Raw genomic sequence first — 20,018 nt, 5'->3', positions numbered from 1 at the left:
TCTTCCGAACCGTCTAACTCATTGAATTTCAAGGAGTTTGTCGTTCCGTTGTCGCTGGAAGTGGGGCGCATTATAAGGGGATTCGAGAGGGCGTCAACCTTTAATTTCAATAACCGTTGATAGCGCAGAAAAAACAAAGCGGGGAGGCCTGACGGCCTCCCCGCTATTCATCTAGAGCACACCAGCACCACGAAGGCGCTGCACCTCGCCGACATCCAGCCCCAGCACCTCCCCCAGCACCGCTTCGGTATGCTCGCCTAACAAGGGTGGCGCCCGGCGATACTCCACTGGCGTCTCCGACAACCGTATCGGGCTCGCAACTTGCGGCACACTACCCGCCAGGGGATGCGGAATACTCAACGCCAACCCGCGCGCCAGCACCTGGGGATCCTGGAACATCTGCGCCAGGTTATTGATAGGCCCACATGGCACTCCTGCAGCCTCCAACTGGGCCACCCACTCCGCCGTGGTCTTGAACACCGTAGCCTGGCGAATCAATGGAATCAGTTCGGCCCGGTTGGCCACCCGCAGCTTATTGGTAACGAATCGAGGGTCTTCCGCCCACTGCGGCTGTCCGGCCACTTCGGCGAACTTGCGGAACTGGCTATCATTGCCCACGGTAAGAATGAAATCGCCATCTGCCGTCGGAAAGTCCTGGTAAGGGACTATATTAGGATGCGCATTACCCAGCCGACGAGGAGGGCTGCCCGTGGTCAGGTAGTTCATTGCCTGGTTCGCCAGGCAGGCCACCTGCACATCGAGCAATGCCATGTCGATATGCTGACCGACCCCGGCCTGATCCCGGTGAGCGAGAGCAGCCAGCATGGCGACCGTGGAATACAACCCGGTCAGAATGTCGGTAAGCGCCACCCCCACCTTGACCGGCCCGGCGCCCTCTTCACCCTCCGGACGACCAGTCAGGCTCATCAGCCCACCCAACCCCTGGATCATGAAGTCATAGCCAGCGCGCTTGGCATAGGGCCCGGTCTGACCGAAGCCGGTAATGGAGCAATAGATGAGCTGCGGGTTTATCGCCTTCAGGCTCTGGTAGTCCAGGCCATACGCTGCCAGCCCACCTACCTTGAAGTTCTCTATGACGATATCGCACTTCGCCGCCAGTTCACGCACCAGCCGCTGTCCCTCCGGCTGGGTAAAGTCGATGGTCACTGAGCGCTTGTTGCGGTTGGCCGACAGGTAATAGGCCGCCTCACTGGTGTCCTCACCTTCGGCATCCTTGAGAAAAGGCGGCCCCCATGAGCGGGTATCGTCGCCACTGCCAGGGCGCTCGACCTTGATCACGTCGGCGCCAAGGTCAGCCAAAATCTGACCAGACCACGGGCCGGCCAACACGCGCGAAAGGTCTAGCACCCGCAGATGTGATAGCGCGCCCATGGTTTGCTCCTTATCAATAGAACGCCTGGATACCGGTCTGCGCACGACCCAGGATAAGTGCATGCACATCATGGGTACCTTCATAGGTGTTGACCACCTCCAGGTTAACCAGATGGCGGGCCACACCAAACTCGTCGGAGATGCCGTTGCCGCCCAGCATGTCACGCGCCATACGGGCGATATCCAGCGCCTTACCGCAGGAATTGCGCTTCATGATGGAGGTGATTTCCACCGCAGCCGTCCCTTCATCCTTCATGCGACCCAGACGCAGGCAGCCCTGCAGCGCCAGGGTGATTTCTGTCTGCATGTCGGCAAGCTTCTTCTGAATCAACTGGTTGGCGGCCAGTGGACGACCAAACTGCTGACGGTCCAGGGTGTACTGGCGAGCGGTGTGCCAGCAGGCTTCAGCGGCACCCAGCGCACCCCACGAAATACCATAGCGAGCCGAGTTCAGGCAGGTGAACGGGCCCTTGAGGCCACGCACGTCCGGGAAGATGTTCTCTTCTGGCACGAACACATTGTCCATGACGATTTCACCAGTGATCGACGCGCGAAGGCCAACCTTGCCATGGATTGCCGGGGCACTGAGGCCTTGCCAACCTTTTTCCAGTACGAAGCCACGAATATCGCCCGCATCATCCTTGGCCCACACCACGAACACATCGGCGATGGGACTGTTGGTGATCCACATTTTACTGCCGGTCAGCCGGTAGCCACCGTCGACCTTCCTCGCGCGCGTAATCATCGAACCAGGATCGGAGCCATGGTTAGGCTCGGTCAGACCGAAGCAACCGATCCACTCGCCACTGGCCAACTTGGGGAGGTACTTCTGCTTTTGAGCTTCGGTGCCAAATTCGTTGATCGGCACCATCACCAGCGACGACTGCACACTCATCATCGAGCGGTAACCTGAGTCGATACGTTCCACTTCGCGAGCAATAAGGCCATAGCACACATAATTCAGGCCACTGCCACCGTATTGCTCGGGAATGGTTGCACCCAACAGGCCTACTTCACCCATCTCGCGGAAGATCGCCGGATCGGTCTGCTCATGGCGGAAGGCCTCAAGCACACGCGGGGCCAGCTTGTCCTGGGCGAACTGATAAGCGCTGTCACGCACCATACGCTCTTCTTCAGTGAGCTGCTGATCCAGCAGCAACGGGTCGATCCAGTTGAAGCTTGCTTTACCGGCCATGAGCGAATCCTCGAAATAGGGGTCAGTTTCTTGTGCCTTTGAGCCTAGGCCTGATCGGCCGCCGGGACAAACGAGGATTGCGCACCAATTAGTGATATTTTGTCACTCCGTAAATCGGCAAAACGCCTTATTGACAGCCTTACAAGTGAGGTTGACGTACATGCGCCGTAAGATCCCCAGTACCGCCGCCCTGATTTGCTTCGAGGCGGCAGCCCGTAACGAGAGCTTTACCAAGGCTGCCCAGGAACTCGCGCTGACCCAGGGTGCCGTCTGTCGGCAGATCGGTGGCCTGGAAGCCTTCCTTAATGTGGAACTGTTCCGTCGCTCGCGCCGCGGCGTAAGGCTGACCGAAGCCGGCCTATCCTACAGTCGCCAGGTGGCGGCCCAACTGGACGCCGTGGAGCGCGATACCTTGTCGGTCATGCGCCAGCAAGGCGCCAATGTGATCGAGCTGGCGGTAGTGCCGACGTTTGGCACTCAATGGCTCCTGCCACGGCTCAAGGACTTCCAGCAGCGCCACCCGGAGGTCACAGTCAACCTCACCAACCGCACCCGGCCATTCCTGTTCGCCGACACTACCTTCGATGCCGCCATCTATTTTGGTGATGCGGACTGGTCAGGCACCCAGTCGCACCAACTGATGGGTGAAAACCCAGTACCCGTGTGCAGCCCGGCACTGCTGAACGGCCAGGGCATGCTCGAGGCACGCCACATCGCGCAGCTACCACTGCTGCAGCAGAGCACGCGCCCGTATGCCTGGCGGCAATGGTTCGGCAGTGTGGGCATGAATGTGGAGCGCGACATGACAGGCCCGCGCTATGAACTATTCTCGATGCTCGCCCAGGCGGCCATGCACGACATGGGCATTGCCCTGATACCACCGTTCCTGATCCAGCGGGAGTTGGAGGAGGGAAGGCTGGTGGTCGCTAACAGGCATGCCCTGAGTAGCTACAAGGCCTACTATCTGATGATTCCAGAGCGCAAGGTGGAGTCGGCGTCGCTACGCGCCTTTCGCGACTGGTTGGTAAGCCAGGCTCAGGCCTACCTGAATAGATCAGGGGCAAGCGCGACAAATTGACCCTGTAGTCAATTATTTTAAACACCTACAGATATATGTATATGTCGCATATTCGCAAACTGTAACGCAAGCATAAAAACACCCTTTAACCGTGCTCAGTACGCGGCTTTGCGGGTTATTTTGCGACATCCAACTAGTCGTAAGCGAATTGGCCGCTTTTTTTTTGATTTTTTCTCCTAATCTGCCAATGGCGCATGTTTGACAGGCTGCAACCCTATTGCTGCGACAAGCGGTCACAGGGTGACTTGTAGTTTTGACTTCGTTTCGCTCCAGAACCGGTTGAAGGCCTTCGGGTTCGTCTGCAAAATGCTTCGCCCCGCCCGGGATCCGGCGGGTTGGCGCTCCACAGCCGCCCCAGCACACCATCCGAAGTGTGCTGGCTTCTACAAAGACAAAAGGTCACCGCAGGAGAAATAGTCGTGCACATTGGTGTTCCTCTCGAGACGCAGACCGGTGAGACAAGGGTCGCTGCGACCCCCGAAACCATCAAGAAACTGATTGGCCAGGGCCATCAGGTCACCGTTCAACGGGGGGCAGGGCTCAACGCCGCCATTCCGGACAGTGCCTATGAAGCCGTGGGTGCTTCCCTTGGGAGCGCCGCCGATGCCTACGGCGCCCAATTGGTACTCAAAGTGGTCGCCCCCAACGACCAGGAACTGGCCCTGATCAACAGCGGCAGCCTTCTGGTGGGCATGCTCAACCCCTTCAACGGTGAGCTGATCGGCAAGATGGCCGAACGCGGTATTACCGCCTTCGCCCTGGAAGCCGCGCCGCGAACCTCGCGGGCGCAGAGCCTGGACGTGCTGTCGTCGCAGGCCAACATCGCCGGCTACAAGGCCGTGTTGCTGGCAGCCCATCACTACCCACGCTTCATGCCAATGCTGATGACCGCTGCCGGTACCGTTAAGGCCGCACGCGTCCTGGTACTGGGCGCTGGCGTTGCCGGCTTGCAGGCCATCGCCACCGCCAAGCGCCTGGGTGCGGTGATCGAAGCATCCGACGTTCGCCCGGCGGTGAAAGAGCAGATCGAATCACTGGGTGCAAAATTCATCGACGTACCCTACGAGACCGACGAGGAGCGAGAGTGCGCCGAAGGCGTTGGCGGCTATGCCCGGCCAATGCCGGCCAGTTGGATGCAGCGCCAGGCCCAGGCGGTGCACGAGCGTGCCAAGCAGGCCGATATCGTCATCACCACCGCGCTGATCCCCGGGCGCAAGGCGCCGACCCTGCTAAGCGCCGAAACCGTGGCGCAGATGAAGCCTGGCTCGGTGGTCATCGACCTGGCTGCAGCCCAAGGCGGCAACTGCCCGCTGACCGTCGCAGACCAGGTGGTGCAGGAGAACGGCGTGACCATCGTCGGCCCGACCAACCTGCCGGCCCAGGTGAGTGCCGATGCCTCGGCACTGTATGCACGCAACCTGCTGGACTTCATGAAGCTGCTGTTCGACAAGGATGGCGCGCTGATCATCAACCTCGAAGACGACATCGTCGCGGCCTGCCTGATGTGCCGTGATGGTCAGATCGTCCGCAAGAACGGCTAAGGAGCACGACAATGGAAGACATGCTGATTTCCCACGGCATCTACAACCTGATCATTTTCGTGCTGGCCATCTATGTGGGCTACCACGTGGTGTGGAACGTCACCCCGGCGCTGCACACCCCACTGATGGCGGTCACCAATGCCATCTCGGCAATCGTCATCGTCGGCGCCATGCTGGCCGCGGCCCTGACTGTGACCCCGGCCGGCAAGCTGATGGGCACCTTGGCCGTGGCCCTTGCCGCAGTCAACGTGTTCGGTGGCTTCCTGGTCACCCGCCGCATGCTTGAAATGTTCAAGAAGAAAACCAAGAACGAGGCGAAGAAGTAAGCATGAGCATGAATCTGGTAACGCTCCTCTACCTCGTCGCCTCGGTGTGCTTCATCCAGGCGCTCAAGGGCCTGTCGCACCCGACTACCTCGCGGCGCGGCAATCTGTTCGGCATGATCGGCATGGGTCTCGCCATCCTCACGACGGTCGGCCTCATTTATAAGCTTGGGGCTGAACTTGCCACTGCCGGTATCGGCTATGTCATCGTCGGCCTGCTGGTCGGCGGCACCGCCGGTTCGATCATGGCCAAGCGCGTCGAAATGACCAAAATGCCCGAACTGGTCGCTTTCATGCACAGCATGATCGGCCTGGCCGCGGTGTTCATTGCCATCGCCGCCGTGCTGGAGCCACAGTCGATGGGCATTGTGGCTGCCATCAGCGATCCGATCCCCACCGGCAACCGCCTGGAGCTGTTCCTCGGTGCTGCCATCGGTGCCATTACCTTCTCCGGTTCGGTGATCGCCTTTGGCAAATTGTCGGGCAAGTACAAGTTCCGCCTCTTCCAAGGCGCACCGGTACAGTTCGCTGGCCAGCACAAACTGAACCTGATCCTTGGCCTGACCACCATCGCCCTTGGCCTGCTGTTCACTTTCACTGGCCACTACAGTGCCTTCACCCTGATGCTGGTCCTGGCCTTCATCATGGGTGTGCTGATCATTATTCCGATCGGCGGCGCCGACATGCCAGTGGTGGTGTCGATGCTCAACAGCTACTCGGGGTGGGCAGCGGCCGGCATCGGCTTCTCGCTGAACAACTCGATGCTGATCATCGCCGGTTCCCTGGTAGGTTCGTCCGGTGCCATCCTCTCGTACATCATGTGTAAGGCGATGAACCGCTCGTTCTTCAACGTCATCCTTGGCGGCTTCGGTGGCGATACCGACACTGGCGCGGCGCAAGGTTCGCAAGAACAGCGGCCGGTGAAGTCCGGTTCGGCTGACGATGCCACCTTCCTGCTCAGCAATGCCGACAGCGTGATCATCGTTCCGGGCTACGGCCTGGCGGTGGCCCGCGCACAACACGCACTGAAAGAGCTGACCGAGAAGCTGACCCACAACGGCGTGACCGTGAAGTATGCGATTCACCCGGTGGCGGGCCGCATGCCCGGGCACATGAACGTACTGCTGGCCGAGGCTGAAGTGCCGTACGATCAGGTATTCGAGATGGAAGACATCAACGCCGAGTTCGGCCAGGCCGACGTGGTGCTGGTGCTGGGCGCCAACGACGTGGTCAACCCGGCGGCGAAGAACGATCCCAAGTCGCCAATCGCCGGCATGCCGATCCTCGAGGCGTTCAAAGCCAAGACCATCATCGTCAACAAACGCTCGATGGCCAGCGGCTATGCCGGCCTGGACAACGAACTGTTCTATCTGGACAAGACCATGATGGTGTTCGGTGACGCCAAGAAGGTCATTGAGGACATGGTCAAGGCAGTGGAGTGACACCAGCCGCTGCAAACCAGCTGATATAAAGGAAGCCCCGGTCAGAATCTGCCGGGGCTTTTCTTTTATTGATCCGGATCAACGGCTCAAATACAAGGCTTCTCATACGACCATGGTCGTGGGACGGCAATGGGCGAAATCTCTAGACTGCGCTGCAGTAGTTTCAGTAGCCCGAGATAACAATCCATGTACCGTGATCGTATCCGCTTGTCCTCCCTGCACAGCAAGGTAATGAGTGCGGCTGATGCCGCTGGTCTGATCGAGGACGGCATGACTGTCGGCATGAGCGGCTTCACCCGCGCCGGCGAAGCCAAGGCCGTACCGCATGCACTGGCCGAACGTGCCAAGCAATCGCCACTGAAAATCAGCCTGATGACCGGCGCCAGCCTGGGCAATGACCTGGACAAACAACTGACCGAGGCCGGTGTGTTGGCCCGCCGCATGCCGTTCCAGGTCGACAGCACCCTGCGCAAAGCCATCAATGACGGCCAGGTGATGTTCATTGACCAGCACCTGTCGGAAACCGTCGAGCAACTGCGCAACCAGCAGCTGAAGCTGCCGGACATCGCGGTCATCGAAGCCGTGGCCATCACCGAGCAAGGCCACATCGTGCCAACCACGTCGGTGGGCAACTCGGCCAGCTTCGCGATCTTCGCCAAGCAGGTGATTGTGGAGATCAACCTCTCGCACAACACCAACCTCGAAGGCCTGCACGACATTTATATCCCAACCTACCGTCCGACTCGCACGCCAATCCCGCTGGTCAAGGTAGACGACCGTATCGGCAGCACCGCGATCCCGATCGACCCGGCCAAGATCGTCGGTATCGTCATCAGTGACCAGCCAGACTCGCCGTCCACTGTGCTGCCGCCAGATGATGAAACACAGGGCATCGCCGACCACCTGATCAACTTCCTCAAGAAGGAAGTGGATGCAGGCCGTATGACCAACAAGCTCGGCCCGCTGCAAGCCGGCATTGGCAGCATTGCCAATGCGGTGATGTGCGGCCTGATCGAGTCGCCGTTCGAAGACCTGACCATGTACTCCGAAGTGCTGCAGGACTCCACCTTCGATCTGATCGACGCCGGCAAGCTTAGCTTCGCATCGGGCAGCTCGATCACCCTGTCAACGCGCCGCAATGCCGATGTGTTCGGCAACCTGGAGCGCTACAAGGACAAGTTGGTGCTACGCCCGCAGGAAATCTCCAACCACCCGGAAGTGGTACGTCGCCTGGGCATCATTGGTATCAACACCGCACTGGAGTTCGATATCTACGGCAACGTCAACTCCACTCACGTCTGTGGCACCAGGATGATGAACGGCATCGGTGGCTCCGGCGACTTCGCCCGTAACGCCCACCTGGCCGTGTTCGTCACCAAGTCGATTGCCAAAGGCGGGGCGATTTCCAGCGTGGTGCCAATGGTCAGCCATGTCGACCACACCGAGCACGACGTGGACATCCTGGTCACCGAGCAGGGCCTGGCGGACCTGCGTGGCCTGGCGCCGCGCGAACGGGCGCGAGCGATCATCGACAACTGCGTGCACCCAGACTACCGCGCTGCGCTGAACGACTACTTCGACCGTGCCTGCCAGCGTGGCGGCCATACCCCGCACATCCTGCGTGAAGCCCTGAGCTGGCACGAAAACCTGGAAGAAACCGGGCGCATGCTGGCAAGCTGATCCAGATGTGGTACGGAACGGCGGCCCTGCCTCTGCTGTTCCGGCCTCTTCGCGGGCTTGCCCGCTCCCACAGGTGATGTGCAACCCTAAAGGGCAGCACTTTCTCTATGGGAGCGGGCAAGCTCGCGAATGGCCCATAACAGTCAAACCCTTCTATCAATACACCTTTCCGCCACCAGCAGAATAATCTGTTCTACTGTACTGGTGTTTTCAGATCTTCCCGACTGACAAATCCCCTTCTTCGAATCAAAGCGCACCAAAGAAGTGCAGACCAGTACAGTTACGCCTATTTCGAGTGCAACAGTAGGGTTACACAGTTAACTGAGCCATCGTCTTTCAACTGAACTGTATCTACTGTTATGGACGACAGAGGAGGATCATTGGCATCAGTTAAATCACTACCTAATGCCGCCATAAGCGGAAGGATGAAGCATCATGGAACGTACCCTCAGTTCCGGTCTGGTTTTTGAAAGCAACGCCCAGCAATCCAACACCTCGCTGCCGCTGCGCGCATTGTCGACCCTGCTGCTGTGGCAGCGCCGTATGACCAGCCGTCGTCAACTGGCTCGCCTGGACTCCCGCCTGCTGGCAGACGCCGGTATCAGCGAGTCGCAGCGTTACGAAGAGCTGAGCAAGCCTTTCTGGCGCTAAGCTCCCGGCTTGCCGGCTTTGACCGGCACCGTGAATTCCCCAAACCCGTTGCAGGTGACTGCAGCGGGTTTTTTATTGCCCGAGAGACGCGCTGTAGAGCACTTGAGATCACGACCAGTACAGTTTTATAGGAACAAAAAAACACCTTAACAGTTGCCTGGCGCAGCACTCGTTATCATCGCTACGTAGCACTGCGTGATACGCTTGGCATAACCGTCTGCTAGAACCCCGTTGTTGAAACGTACCGTGACGATCCCTGCAAACGTCCGATAAAGCAGAACCAACCTGACCCTACCCCAGGAGTCCACGATAATGTCCCGTAAACACCTGCTTGGCGCCGCCCTGCTGCTTGGCCTGACTGGCACTGCCAACGCCACCAGCTTCGTTGTCACCACCGATACGGTAGTACGCGCCGTTGCCGCCTCCACCGACGCCACTTCCGATCTGAGCTCTTCGTTCCGCGACGACAAGATCGTCCAGGCAGCCCGCGATGACGCAGCCACCTTCGTCGGCACTCAGGGCGCTATCCGCGGCGCCCGACTGGAAAGCGCCTTTGTACACATCCGTTCGAACATGCCTGCCCTGCAAGCCAGCGATGCACAACTGGCCCAGGCCATCCTGGCACTCTGATACACGCCATGCAAAACAGGTGCGTTGGCTTCGACCCTCGCACCTGAGGTAGGCTTCGCCGTTCACTTTTCCAGCCTTCAAGAAAGCTCATGCGTTATCTGTTGCCGTTGCTGTTCGCCGCCGCAGGCATGGCCAGCGCCCATGCCATGGATACGACCACACAAAGCCTGGTCATCACCGGCTATGTCACCAGCCAGGTCACAGCCGCACCATTCGATCGCAAATTGGTCACACAGGCCCGCGACGATGCCGCCGCATTCGTTGCCAGCGACGGGCTGATCCGTGGTGCACGCCTGGAAGCCGCCCTTGAATCATTACGCCACAATTGCGCACGGCACGCCGTCGGCGATCTGGAACTGGCGCAGGCAATTCTCGTCCAATAACTACATCTGACTCCCTGTATTTTTCGGAGATGCTCCATGCGTAAACCGCTGATTGCCGCTTCCCTCGGCATGCTGCTGCTGGCCGACCTGGCCCAGGCACAGACCCTGGTGGCCACCAGCAACATCATCGTGCGTGCCTTTGGCCGTTCGATCGACTTCACCTCAGACACCACCACATCGATCCGCGACTCCAAAGTGGTGCGCGAAGCCCACGACGACGCTGCAAGCTTTGTCGCCAGCAACGGTGACATCCGCGGCGTCCAACTCGAGGCAGCCTTCAATACCCTGCGTGAGCGCGTACCGGAAGCGCGAGGCGCCAGCGACCAGGTGCTGGCTGAAGCCATACTCGCACTGTGACGCGCGTGCGCGCCTGGCTGCTCGGCTGCGCCCTGACGCTGCTCGGCACGCCCGCCTTGGCCGACCTGCAGCTTGAGCTGCAGTCGTCCGGCCTGGACCCGCAACAAGCACAAGCTTCCCAAGCCCTGCTCGACGAGGCCATGGGCAAGCTGCCACCGCGCTTCAAGCAACAGCTGGACCGTCGCGTGCGGGTCAGTTGGAGCGAAAACATGCCTGCCGACGCCTATGGGCAGGCTTCACTGATATCCACCCTCGAGCTCAACCGCCGCTTGCTGCCCAGCCTCACCGATGGCAGCGCCGCCACTGAGCGCACCGACCGCCCACATGGCACGGTGCGTGAAGAGCTGCTGGCCACCGTGCTGCACGAGCTCACCCATCTCTACGACCGTGCCCGCTTGTGGCCCAGCGTCGAGAATTCGCTGATTGCACGCTGCAAGCGCCAGCAAGGCACGCTGGGCAAGGTCGGCCTGCCGGAAGAATGCCGCGGGCAGGCCGAGCGCCGCTTCACCCTGAGCGACGACCCACGCCTGCTCGACCTGGCCGGGTGGCAGCAGTACGTGGGCCGACGCGGCGAGCGCGAGCAGCACAACGGCCAATTCGTGCGCAGCCCCGACAGCTATGAGTTGAGCAGCCCCAAGGAATACATCGCGGTCAACATGGAGTATTTCCTCCTCGACCCGAGCTACAGCTGCCGTCGCCCGGCGCTGTATCAGTACCTCCGTGAACACTTCGGCTGGGCACCCCAACAGGACACCTGCGCCAAGGGCCTGCCCTTCATCAATGCCGGCAGCGACTTCGCCCGCCAGCCGCTGGGTGAAATCGACCCAGAGCGGGTCTACGAAGTGGACTATCTGCTGGCTGAAGCCAATCAGAACCTGGTCAGCCGCTGGGGGCACAGCATGCTGCGCCTGGTGATCTGCAAGCCGGGCCGACCACGCGGCCCAGACTGCCGCCTGGACCTTGATCAAAGCCTGGTGCTTTCGTACCGCGCCTTCGTCAACGACGTGCAACTCTCCAGCTGGGACGGCCTGGTCGGCAACTACCCGTCGCGGCTATTCGTGCTTCCGCTGGGCCAGGTGATCGACGAATACACCAAGACCGAGCTGCGCAGCCTGGCCTCGGTACCCTTGAAACTCAACCGCGACGAGATCGAGAACCTGGTGCGCCAGGCCGCCGAGATGCACTGGAGCTATGACGGCAACTACTGGTTCCTGTCCAACAACTGTGCTGTGGAGTCATTGAAGCTGCTGCGCAGCGGCACCGCCAATCCACGCCTCAACGACCTGGACAGCATCATGCCCAACGGTTTGCTGGCAGTGCTCAAGGGCAGGGGGCTGGCAGATACCAGCGTGCTTGATAACCCGCGCGAAGCGTTACGTCTGGGCTACCGCTTCGATTCTTACCGCGACCGGTACCAGGCCATGTTCGAGGTGCTGAGAAAACAGTTGCCAATCAAGCAAGCTCTGGTTGAAGACTGGCTGGCCCTCAATGCCGAGCAGCGCCGTAGCTGGTTCGCCAAGGCTGACCTGCGCACCAGCGCGGCACTGCTTCTGCTTGAGCAGGCCAGCCTGCGCCGGCAGCTTCTGCTGGCCCAGGACGAGGTCAAGCAGCGTTACCTGAATGCCGCAGCCTTGAAGGATGGCAGCATCAACAAAGCTGATGCCACGCTCAAGCAAATGCTTGCCAACAGCGGTTTTCTCAGCCGCCCGGCAGAGTTGCTCGATTCCAAAGGCTACGGGCTGCCGCAGCCAGAAGAGCGCAAGCACCTGGAGCAGGTGAGCAGCGAGCGGCAGGCACAGCTGTTGCGCTTGAGCACCAGCCTGGACAAAGAGGTGAGGGCGCTGCTGGAGCCGTCGCGAGCCAAGGAAATTGCAGCGGTCGAGGCCAACGTGAAGCAGATCGGCGAGCACTTGCGGGCGTTGCACAAGGCTGCTGGTGGCCTGCAGTTGTGATGGATGACGGGCTGGCCCTTTCGCGGGCAAGCCCGCGCCGCGCCTACAGGCGCTCCTCATCTTCCGAGGGCAAATCCTCATCCAGATGCAACCAGGGCAACCGGCTGCCCACCCAGATATGCCGGTTGGCTCGCACCCACTCAGGGTGATCCAGCGTGGCCACCGTCACATCGATCGTCTGCGGGCTATGCGTGGTCACCAGCGCCACATGCGCCCCACACTGCCCACAGAAGTAGCGGCTGCAACTGGCAGGCGCCACATAGCAGTTCGGCTCGCCCGTTAACCACTGGAACCCAGAACGGGGTAGGGTAAGCCAGGTGACCACTAGTCCACCGCTGACCCGCCTGCAGATCGAACAATGACAGTGGGCAATGTCCGTCAAGTTGCCCTCCAGCCGATAACGCAGGGCGCCACAATGGCAGCCACCTTCGGTTACATCCTGCATCACCTACCTCTCGTCACCTTTGCTTCAGCGAAAGCTGGCTGAAAGCTTGCCCTTTTAGGATAGCGCCCACTACCGGCACAAGACCGGTCAGCCAGGGCACCCGGTCAATACCGCGCCCGGCCCAATCAACAACAACAATGGTGATTCTGATGTATTCCTGTGCCCGCCTTTTCGTAGTCCCCCTCCGCATGCTCCCCGCACAGCGCCCTACGCGCTGATACGCCCGAATCGACTGTCCTTTCGCCGCGCCCCGCCTGGAGTATTGCCATGCTGACCTTCCTCGGCTTTGCCATGGTCATCACGTTCATGTACCTGATCATGACCAAGCGCCTTTCGGCCTTGATCGCGCTGATTCTGGTACCGATCCTGTTCGCCCTGTTCGGTGGTTTTTCCGCCAAGATCGGCCCCATGATGCTAGAGGGCATCAGCAAGCTCGCACCTACCGGCGTGATGCTGATGTTCGCCATCCTCTATTTCGCCCTGATGATCGATTCCGGCCTGTTCGACCCGGCCGTTCGCAAGATCCTCAAGCTGGTCAAGGGCGATCCGCTGAAAGTCTCGGTCGGTACCGCTGTACTGGCCCTGGTGGTCTCGCTCGACGGTGACGGAGCCACCACCTACATGATCTGCTGCGCCGCCATGCTGCCGATGTACAGCCGCCTAGGCATGAGCCCGCGGATCATGGCCGGCCTGATCATCCTCGCCGGCGGCGTGATGAACATGACCCCATGGGGTGGGCCGACCGCGCGTGCTGCCAGCGCCCTGCACGTAGACCCGTCAGACATCTTCGTGCCGATGATCCCGGCCATGCTGTTCGGTGTGTTGGCGATCCTGGCCATTGCCTACATGTATGGCAAGCGTGAGCGTGCCCGCCTGGGCGAACTGCATCTGCCTACCGACGACATCGACCACAGCGAAATCACCGTCTCGCAGTACCCGGACGCACGCCGGCCCAAACTGCTGTACTTCAACGGTGCCCTGACCGCCACCCTGATGGTCGCGCTGATCGCCGGCGTGCTGCCGCTGCCAGTGCTGTTCATGATTGCCTTCAGTATCGCCATGATCGTCAACTACCCGTGCCTGCAACAGCAGAAGGACCGCATCGCCGCCCACGCCGGCAGTGTACTGGCCGTGACCGGGCTGATCTTCGCCGCCGGCATATTCACCGGCATCCTGTCCGGCACCGGCATGGTCGACGCCATGTCCAAGAGCCTGCTGGCGGTCATCCCCGAGGCGCTGGGCCCATACCTGGCTGTAATCACCGCGATCGTGAGCATGCCGTTCACCTTCTTCATGTCCAACGACGCGTTCTACTACGGCGTGCTGCCGGTGCTGGCCGAAGCCGCCAGCCACTATGGCATCACCCCGGTGGAAATGGCCCGTGCGTCGATCGTCGGGCAGCCGGTACACCTGCTCAGCCCGCTGGTACCCTCCACCTACCTGCTGGTGGCCCTGGCCGGTATCGAGTTCGGCGATCATCAGCGCTTCACGCTCAAGTGGGCAGTGCTGGTATGCCTGTGCATAATGCTCGGCGCACTGCTGATGGGAATTTTCCCGCTGTTCAGTAGTCTTTAATACATCCGTATCACGTACGCGACGCGCCCTGACCGGGGCGCGTTGCCATTACCGCTCGAAGGAAAATACATGGAATGGCTGACCAGCCCGGAAATCTGGGTTGCCTTTTTCACCCTTACCGCGCTTGAGATCGTCCTCGGTATCGACAACATCATCATGATCTCGATTCTGGTCAGCCGCATGCCCAAGCACATGCAGCCACGCACCCGGATCTTCGGCCTGGCCCTGGCCATGGTCACCCGTATCATGCTGCTGCTGTCGATTACCTGGGTGATGCGCCTTACCGCCGACCTGTTCGTGGTCTTTGGCCAAGGCATCTCCGGGCGTGACCTGATCCTGTTCTTCGGTGGCCTGTTCCTGCTATGGAAGAGCTCGCAAGAGATCTACCACGGCCTGGAAGGCGAGGACGAGAATGCAGAGGAGCCCAAAGGCGCAGGTGGCAAGTTCTTCTACACCATCATCCAGATCGCCATCATCGACATCGTGTTCTCGCTGGACTCGGTGATCACCGCTGTGGGCATGGTTTCCCACGTACCGGTGATGATCGCCGCCATCGTCGTGGCCGTGCTGGTGATGATGCTGTGCGCCGGCGCCATCAGCAATTTCATCGACAAGCACCCGTCGCTGAAGATGCTCGCGCTGTCGTTCCTGATCGTGGTCGGTACTGTACTGATCGCTGAAGCGTTCGATGTGCATGTACCGAAGGGCTATGTCTACTTCGCCATGGCCTTCTCGCTGGGGGTGGAAGCCATCAACATACGCATGCGCACCGCCATGGCCCGCAAGGAAGGCAAAGATCATGAACCGGTGAAACTGCGCAAGGACATTCCGGGTCAATAAGGCCAAGGAAAGTGCTGCACAACAAGGGCCCTTCGCAGGGCCCTTTTTCATGCGTTTTTTCTGTGCGTTTTTTCCTGAGCGCTGTCACTGTGGAGGCTTGCCCGCGAAGCAGCCCCGACAGGCCGTCATTCGTTTCAAGATCTGTTTCAAATAAATGACTGCCATGCGAAGCTGGCGACAGCTTGGCAAAACAGCTAAAGCTTTGAGTGAGCACCGAAAATTCTTCAAACGCTCACGTTTCTTTTCTTGGCCCGATGGGCCTATGCAACAGGGGGCCTTCGCCATGCTGACCCTGCTCAACCTGCTCTCGGCCGTGACGCTTCTGGTCTGGGGTACCCACATTGTGCGTACCGGCATCCTTCGGGTATTCGGCTCGAACCTGCGACGCATCATCAGCCAGAACATGGACAAGCGCCCGCTGGCATTCATCGCCGGTATTCTGGTCACGGCCATGGTTCAAAGCAGTAACGCCACGGCCATGCTGGTCACCTCTTTCGTCGGCCAAGGCCTGATGGCCATGACCCCGGCCTTGGCAATCATGCTGGGTGCCGACGTGGGCACCGCACTGATGGCCCGGGTACTGACCTTCGACCTGTCCTGGCTGTCACCGCTGCTGATCTTCCTTGGCGTGATCTTCTTCCTTTCGCGCAAGCAGACACGGGCCGGCCAACTGGGCCGAGTAGGCATCGGGCTTGGCCTGATCATCCTGGCACTTGAGCTTATCGTGCAGGCAGCTGCGCCGATCACCCATGCCCAGGGCGTGAAAGTGCTGTTTGCCTCACTGACCGGCGACATCATGCTCGACGCTCTGGTTGGGGCAATGTTCGCCATGATTTCCTATTCCAGCCTGGCCGCCGTTCTGCTCACAGCGACACTGGCCGGCGCCGAACTGATCAGCTTGCCGGTAGCCATCGGGCTGGTGGTCGGCGCCAACATCGGCAGCGGGCTGCTGGCCTTCATCAGTACCAGCATGCAGAACGCCGCCGGGCGTCGGGTGGCCTTGGGCAGCCTGCTGTACAAGCTGATCGGCCTGGTGCTGATCATCCCTGTGCTGCACCCGCTGGTGGCATGGATGGACTCGCTGAGTTTCAGCCCGCAGGAGCTGGTCATCGGCTTTCACCTGCTCTACAACACGCTGCGCTGTCTGATCATGCTGCCCACGGTCAAACCGATGGGTCGGCTGTGCAACGCCCTGCTACCTGAACGGGAAATCGGCAATGGTCAGGTGCGCCCGCGCCACCTTGACGCCTCGGCCCTGGAAACGCCCAGCCTGGCCCTGGCCAACGCCGCCCGCGAGACTTTGCGCCTGGGGGATATCGTCGACAGCCTGCTCGAAGCCATGCTTGGAGCCCTGCGTGGCACCCAGACCGCCTTGCCACAGCAAGTTCGCGCCTTGGGCGAAGACGCCGAAGCCCTGTACAGTGCAATCAAGCTGTACCTGGCGCAGATGTCACGGGAAGACCTCAGCGAACAGGACAACCGCCGCTGGGCCGAAATCATCGAGCTGGCAATTAACCTCAAACTCGCCTGTGACCTGATCGAACGCATGCTGCGCAAGGTCCAGCAGCAGAAAACCAGCCAGCGTCGGGAATTTTCCCAGGTAGGCCTGGAAGAGCTGACCGGCCTGCAGGAGCAATTGCTGGCCAATCTGCGCCTGGGCCTGTCGGTGTTCCTCAGTGCCGACCCGGAAAGCGCCCGCTTGCTGCTGCGGGAAAAACGCCGGTTCCGTGCCCAGGAACGGCGCCTCGCACACGCCCATGTCAGCCGCCTGCAGCGCAAGGTCGTGCAAAGTATCGAGACCAGTTCGCTACACTTGGAACTGATCGCCGACATGAAGCGGTTGAACTCTTTGTTCTGTAGCAGTGCCTATGTGGTACTGGGCGGCTCGGACACCGGAGGGCTGATGCTCGACAGTGTGCCCGATGAAGCCCGCCAGCCGTGATTTCTCCTAGCTGAGGACCCTCGCTCGCCCATGCGTTGCCTGATGTTCGTTTGCCTGCTGATCTGCAGCCTGCCCTCGTTCGCCCTCGACCGCTCGCGGGTTGAAGGCTACCTGTTGCCTAATGGTCTGCAGGTCATCCTGAAAAACGGCTACGAACGGGACCATGTGGCGATTCGTCTAGTGGTCGGCGTAGGCCTGGATGATTTCGACTGCGAGCAGAAAGAGCTGCCACACCTGCTTGAGCACCTGTTGTTCAGTGGCATCGACGAAACAGGCGAAGGCGGGCTGGAAGAGCGCCTGCAAGCGCTCGGCGGCGATTGGAACGCCTATACCAGCAGTGCCGACACCACCTTTGTCATCGAGGCCCCGGCGCGCAACCAGCGCAAGGTCCTCGACCTGCTGTTGGCAGTCATCCGCGATACCACCATCGACGCCAAGGCCTTGACCACCGCCAAGCGCATCATAGAGCGCGAGGATGGCGGCCACTATGGCCACCTGCAGCGCTGGCTCGACCGCCAGGATATCGGCCACCCCGCCAACGACCAGCTGGCCACCGAGCTGGGTCTGAAATGCCCGGAGCGCTCCAACCTCGACGACATGACCTTGGAGCAAGTTCAGGCGTTGCGTGACCGCTGGTACGCGGCCAACAACATGACCCTGATCATGGTCGGAGGCCTCGATCGCCTGCTTCCGGCTTATCTGGAGCGGTCGTTCGGCGAACTGCCCGCCACTGAACCCGAAGAGCGCCGCAACCTTGAAAGCATCAGCCAACAGGCCGAACAGCGTCGCAACCTGACCCGCGGCTGGCTGGGTGATAGCGTCAAATTGCACTGGCTGTTCATCGAGCCGGTGCTGGACAACGACCATCAAGCCACCCTCGACCTGCTTTCGCGCTACCTGGACTGGGCGCTTTACGACCAGCTACGTCTGCGCAACGGGCTGTCCTACGGCCCCTCCGTGCAACGTGAAAGCTTTGGCGACACCGGCCTGCTCAGCCTCAATGCGGACCTTGAACGCGATGACATCGACAAGGCTGTCAAGGTGATGCAGGCCCTGTTCGACCACCTGCGCAAGGAAGGCCTGGACCCGGACACCTTCGCACGCATCAAGGAAGCCAGCATCGCAAAGGAAAGCTGGAGCACCCAAGGCAACAGCGCCTTGGCCGACTACTACTGGGGGGCGCTGAACGACTATACCGACGGGCGCTTTGCCAGCCCGGTGCGCAAGCTGCGCCAAGTCAGCCTGGAACAGGCCAACGAGGCACTGAAGGATCTGCTCAAGGAAGATGGCTATGTGCGCATCGAAAAGCCGTTGCTAGGCTATGACGAGCTTTACGGGCTGATGGCCTTGCTTGCGGGGCTGTGCCTGGCGGCGGGGCTGTTGCGCTGGCGGCGGCATGGGCCTGAACGGCCCAGTGGTGCTACACGGCAGCGGTAAATCGGCGGTATCCTTTTGCCAGTACCGACCCTTTCGCAGGCTTGCCCGCGAAGAGGCTGGCACAGCCACCTCACTTTTCTGTTGTAGCCCCCAATGCCCCAAATCCCCCATATCGTCCAGCGCGTCATCGAACTCCTCAAGCGCTACCCCGGCATCATTGCGCTCGGCGGTTTCCTCTCCGGTATCGGCAGCTTCATCCTGGTCGACCGCCAGGCTGGCCTGGCCAGCTGGGTCGCCGTGCTCATGCTGGTCAGCTGGGTCTGGCTGATGCTGGAGAACACCCTCACCGGGCTGTTCGCGCGCACGTTCAACCGCGAGATCCCTCAGCCGCTGCTGCGCTATGCAACGCAGATGATCCACCAGGAAACGCTGTTCTTCGTGCTGCCGTTCTTTTTCATCACCACCACCTGGAACAGCGGTCAGCTGGTCTTCACCGGCTTGCTCGGCGCCGCCGGCCTGGTTTCGATCACCGACCCGCTGTACTACAAGTGGCTGGCACCACGGCGCTGGCTGTTCCTGGCGCTGCATACCCTGACGTTGTTTGCCGCTCTGCTGACCGCGCTACCGATCATCCTGCACCTGACCACCGCACAAAGCTTCAAGCTGGCCCTGATCGCAGCCATGGCCCTGTCATTCCCCAGCCTGGCCAGCAGCTTCCCGATCAACAACTGGCGCCGCGCCGTGGCTCTGGTGCTGGTTACCCTGTCGGTCGGTGCCGGTGGCTGGCTGCTGCGCTCCTGGGTACCGCCGGCAACCCTGTGGATGACCGAGGTGGCGGTGAGTACCGAAGTCATGAACCGCCAACCGGGCGACTCGCTGGACGAAATTGCCGCCAGCCGCATTCGCAGCAGTGGCCTGTATGCCTACACCGCCATCAACGCGCCACGCGGCCTGAACGAGCGGATCTACCACGTGTGGCAGAAGGACGGCCAAGAGGTCGACCGCATTGCCCTGGACATCCACGGCGGGCGCAAGGAAGGCTATCGGGCCTGGACCCACAAGCAGAACTTCCCACCCAACCCGGTAGGCAAGTGGCAGGTGAGGGTGCTGACCGAGGATGGGCAAGTGATTGGCGTGCTGCGCTTCAAGGTGGTCAATGATGCACCCGCGGGTAGTTGACCCCCTGCCTTGCGCATGAGCAGCCTTGTGCTGCGA

At 60.6% G+C, this 20,018-nt stretch carries 18 protein-coding genes; 15 read left to right on the top strand and 3 right to left on the bottom strand.

Annotated elements, in window-relative coordinates:
• Positions 1-171: 171 nt before the first annotated feature.
• Both ACK59Z_RS21165 and ACK59Z_RS21160 read right to left on the bottom strand, forming a co-directional pair.
• Entirely contained in the window at positions 172-1,392 is a 1,221-nt protein-coding gene (locus ACK59Z_RS21165) for a CaiB/BaiF CoA-transferase family protein (protein WP_003252904.1), read from the bottom strand.
• A 13-nt stretch (positions 1,393-1,405) separates the two neighbouring features.
• Complete coding sequence (locus tag ACK59Z_RS21160; protein ID WP_003252907.1) at positions 1,406-2,587, bottom strand: acyl-CoA dehydrogenase; 1,182 nt, start codon at positions 2,585-2,587, stop codon at positions 1,406-1,408.
• A gap of 160 nt (positions 2,588-2,747) precedes the next feature.
• Here ACK59Z_RS21160 and ACK59Z_RS21155 point away from each other — a divergent pair, with 160 nt between their 5' ends.
• The 10 genes from ACK59Z_RS21155 (at position 2,748) to ACK59Z_RS21110 (ending at position 12,624) form a co-directional block, all read left to right on the top strand.
• Positions 2,748-3,665: a LysR family transcriptional regulator gene (locus ACK59Z_RS21155; RefSeq protein ID WP_108192129.1), complete on the top strand. Its 918-nt coding sequence runs from the start codon at positions 2,748-2,750 to the stop codon at positions 3,663-3,665.
• 419 nt (positions 3,666-4,084) lie between these two features.
• Positions 4,085-5,206: a Re/Si-specific NAD(P)(+) transhydrogenase subunit alpha gene (locus ACK59Z_RS21150; protein WP_003252911.1), complete on the top strand. Its 1,122-nt coding sequence runs from the start codon at positions 4,085-4,087 to the stop codon at positions 5,204-5,206.
• Between the two features lie 11 nt (positions 5,207-5,217).
• On the top strand, positions 5,218-5,532 hold the full coding sequence (locus ACK59Z_RS21145; protein WP_003252914.1) for an NAD(P) transhydrogenase subunit alpha: 315 nt from the start codon (positions 5,218-5,220) through the stop codon (positions 5,530-5,532).
• Positions 5,533-5,534: 2 nt separating this feature from the next.
• Positions 5,535-6,971 (top strand): NAD(P)(+) transhydrogenase (Re/Si-specific) subunit beta, encoded by a 1,437-nt coding sequence (locus tag ACK59Z_RS21140; protein WP_003252919.1) that lies wholly within the window; start codon positions 5,535-5,537, stop codon positions 6,969-6,971.
• 186 nt (positions 6,972-7,157) lie between these two features.
• Positions 7,158-8,651 carry an acetyl-CoA hydrolase/transferase family protein gene (locus ACK59Z_RS21135; RefSeq protein ID WP_003252922.1) on the top strand — a complete coding sequence of 498 codons (1,494 nt, stop codon included), beginning with the start codon at positions 7,158-7,160 and terminating at the stop codon, positions 8,649-8,651.
• A 435-nt stretch (positions 8,652-9,086) separates the two neighbouring features.
• Positions 9,087-9,302, top strand: coding sequence for a DUF1127 domain-containing protein (locus ACK59Z_RS21130; protein WP_003252924.1), 216 nt, complete (start codon positions 9,087-9,089; stop codon positions 9,300-9,302).
• A 312-nt stretch (positions 9,303-9,614) separates the two neighbouring features.
• Positions 9,615-9,932 (top strand): DUF2388 domain-containing protein, encoded by a 318-nt coding sequence (locus ACK59Z_RS21125; protein WP_185279865.1) that lies wholly within the window; start codon positions 9,615-9,617, stop codon positions 9,930-9,932.
• 89 nt (positions 9,933-10,021) lie between these two features.
• Entirely contained in the window at positions 10,022-10,315 is a 294-nt protein-coding gene (locus ACK59Z_RS21120; protein WP_003252930.1) for a DUF2388 domain-containing protein, read from the top strand.
• Positions 10,316-10,351: 36 nt separating this feature from the next.
• Positions 10,352-10,672, top strand: a complete 321-nt coding sequence (locus tag ACK59Z_RS21115; protein ID WP_003252932.1) for a DUF2388 domain-containing protein — start codon at positions 10,352-10,354, stop codon at positions 10,670-10,672.
• Positions 10,669-12,624: a DUF4105 domain-containing protein gene (locus ACK59Z_RS21110; RefSeq protein ID WP_108192128.1), complete on the top strand. Its 1,956-nt coding sequence runs from the start codon at positions 10,669-10,671 to the stop codon at positions 12,622-12,624. Before ACK59Z_RS21115 ends, ACK59Z_RS21110 begins: the two co-directional genes overlap by 4 nt.
• Positions 12,625-12,667: 43 nt before the next feature.
• On the opposite strand, the gene ACK59Z_RS21105 is transcribed toward ACK59Z_RS21110, so the two are convergent.
• Complete coding sequence (locus tag ACK59Z_RS21105) at positions 12,668-13,069, bottom strand: GFA family protein (protein WP_004575247.1); 402 nt, start codon at positions 13,067-13,069, stop codon at positions 12,668-12,670.
• A 267-nt stretch (positions 13,070-13,336) separates the two neighbouring features.
• On the opposite strand from ACK59Z_RS21105, the gene ACK59Z_RS21100 reads away from it, so the two are divergent.
• The 5 genes from ACK59Z_RS21100 (at position 13,337) to ACK59Z_RS21080 (ending at position 19,982) form a co-directional block, all read left to right on the top strand.
• Entirely contained in the window at positions 13,337-14,644 is a 1,308-nt protein-coding gene (locus ACK59Z_RS21100) for a CitMHS family transporter (protein WP_003252938.1), read from the top strand.
• Between the two features lie 69 nt (positions 14,645-14,713).
• Entirely contained in the window at positions 14,714-15,484 is a 771-nt protein-coding gene (locus ACK59Z_RS21095) for a TerC family protein (RefSeq protein WP_003252940.1), read from the top strand.
• A 283-nt stretch (positions 15,485-15,767) separates the two neighbouring features.
• The gene (locus tag ACK59Z_RS21090) at positions 15,768-17,426 is read left to right on the top strand and encodes a Na/Pi cotransporter family protein (RefSeq protein WP_029380487.1); all 1,659 of its coding nucleotides are present in this window, start codon (positions 15,768-15,770) and stop codon (positions 17,424-17,426) included.
• A 30-nt stretch (positions 17,427-17,456) separates the two neighbouring features.
• Positions 17,457-18,863 carry a M16 family metallopeptidase gene (locus ACK59Z_RS21085; protein ID WP_409293639.1) on the top strand — a complete coding sequence of 469 codons (1,407 nt, stop codon included), beginning with the start codon at positions 17,457-17,459 and terminating at the stop codon, positions 18,861-18,863.
• 93 nt (positions 18,864-18,956) lie between these two features.
• Positions 18,957-19,982, top strand: coding sequence for a DUF5924 family protein (locus ACK59Z_RS21080; RefSeq protein WP_003252945.1), 1,026 nt, complete (start codon positions 18,957-18,959; stop codon positions 19,980-19,982).
• The last annotated feature ends 36 nt before the right edge of the window (positions 19,983-20,018 follow it).

It is taken from the genome of Pseudomonas sp. KCJK9058, from assembly GCF_046230975.1.
GTDB classification, from domain to species: domain Bacteria; phylum Pseudomonadota; class Gammaproteobacteria; order Pseudomonadales; family Pseudomonadaceae; genus Aquipseudomonas; species Aquipseudomonas alloputida.
The sequence above is the reverse complement of the archived record's forward strand: the minus strand, read 5'-3'. Positions and strand labels throughout refer to the sequence as shown.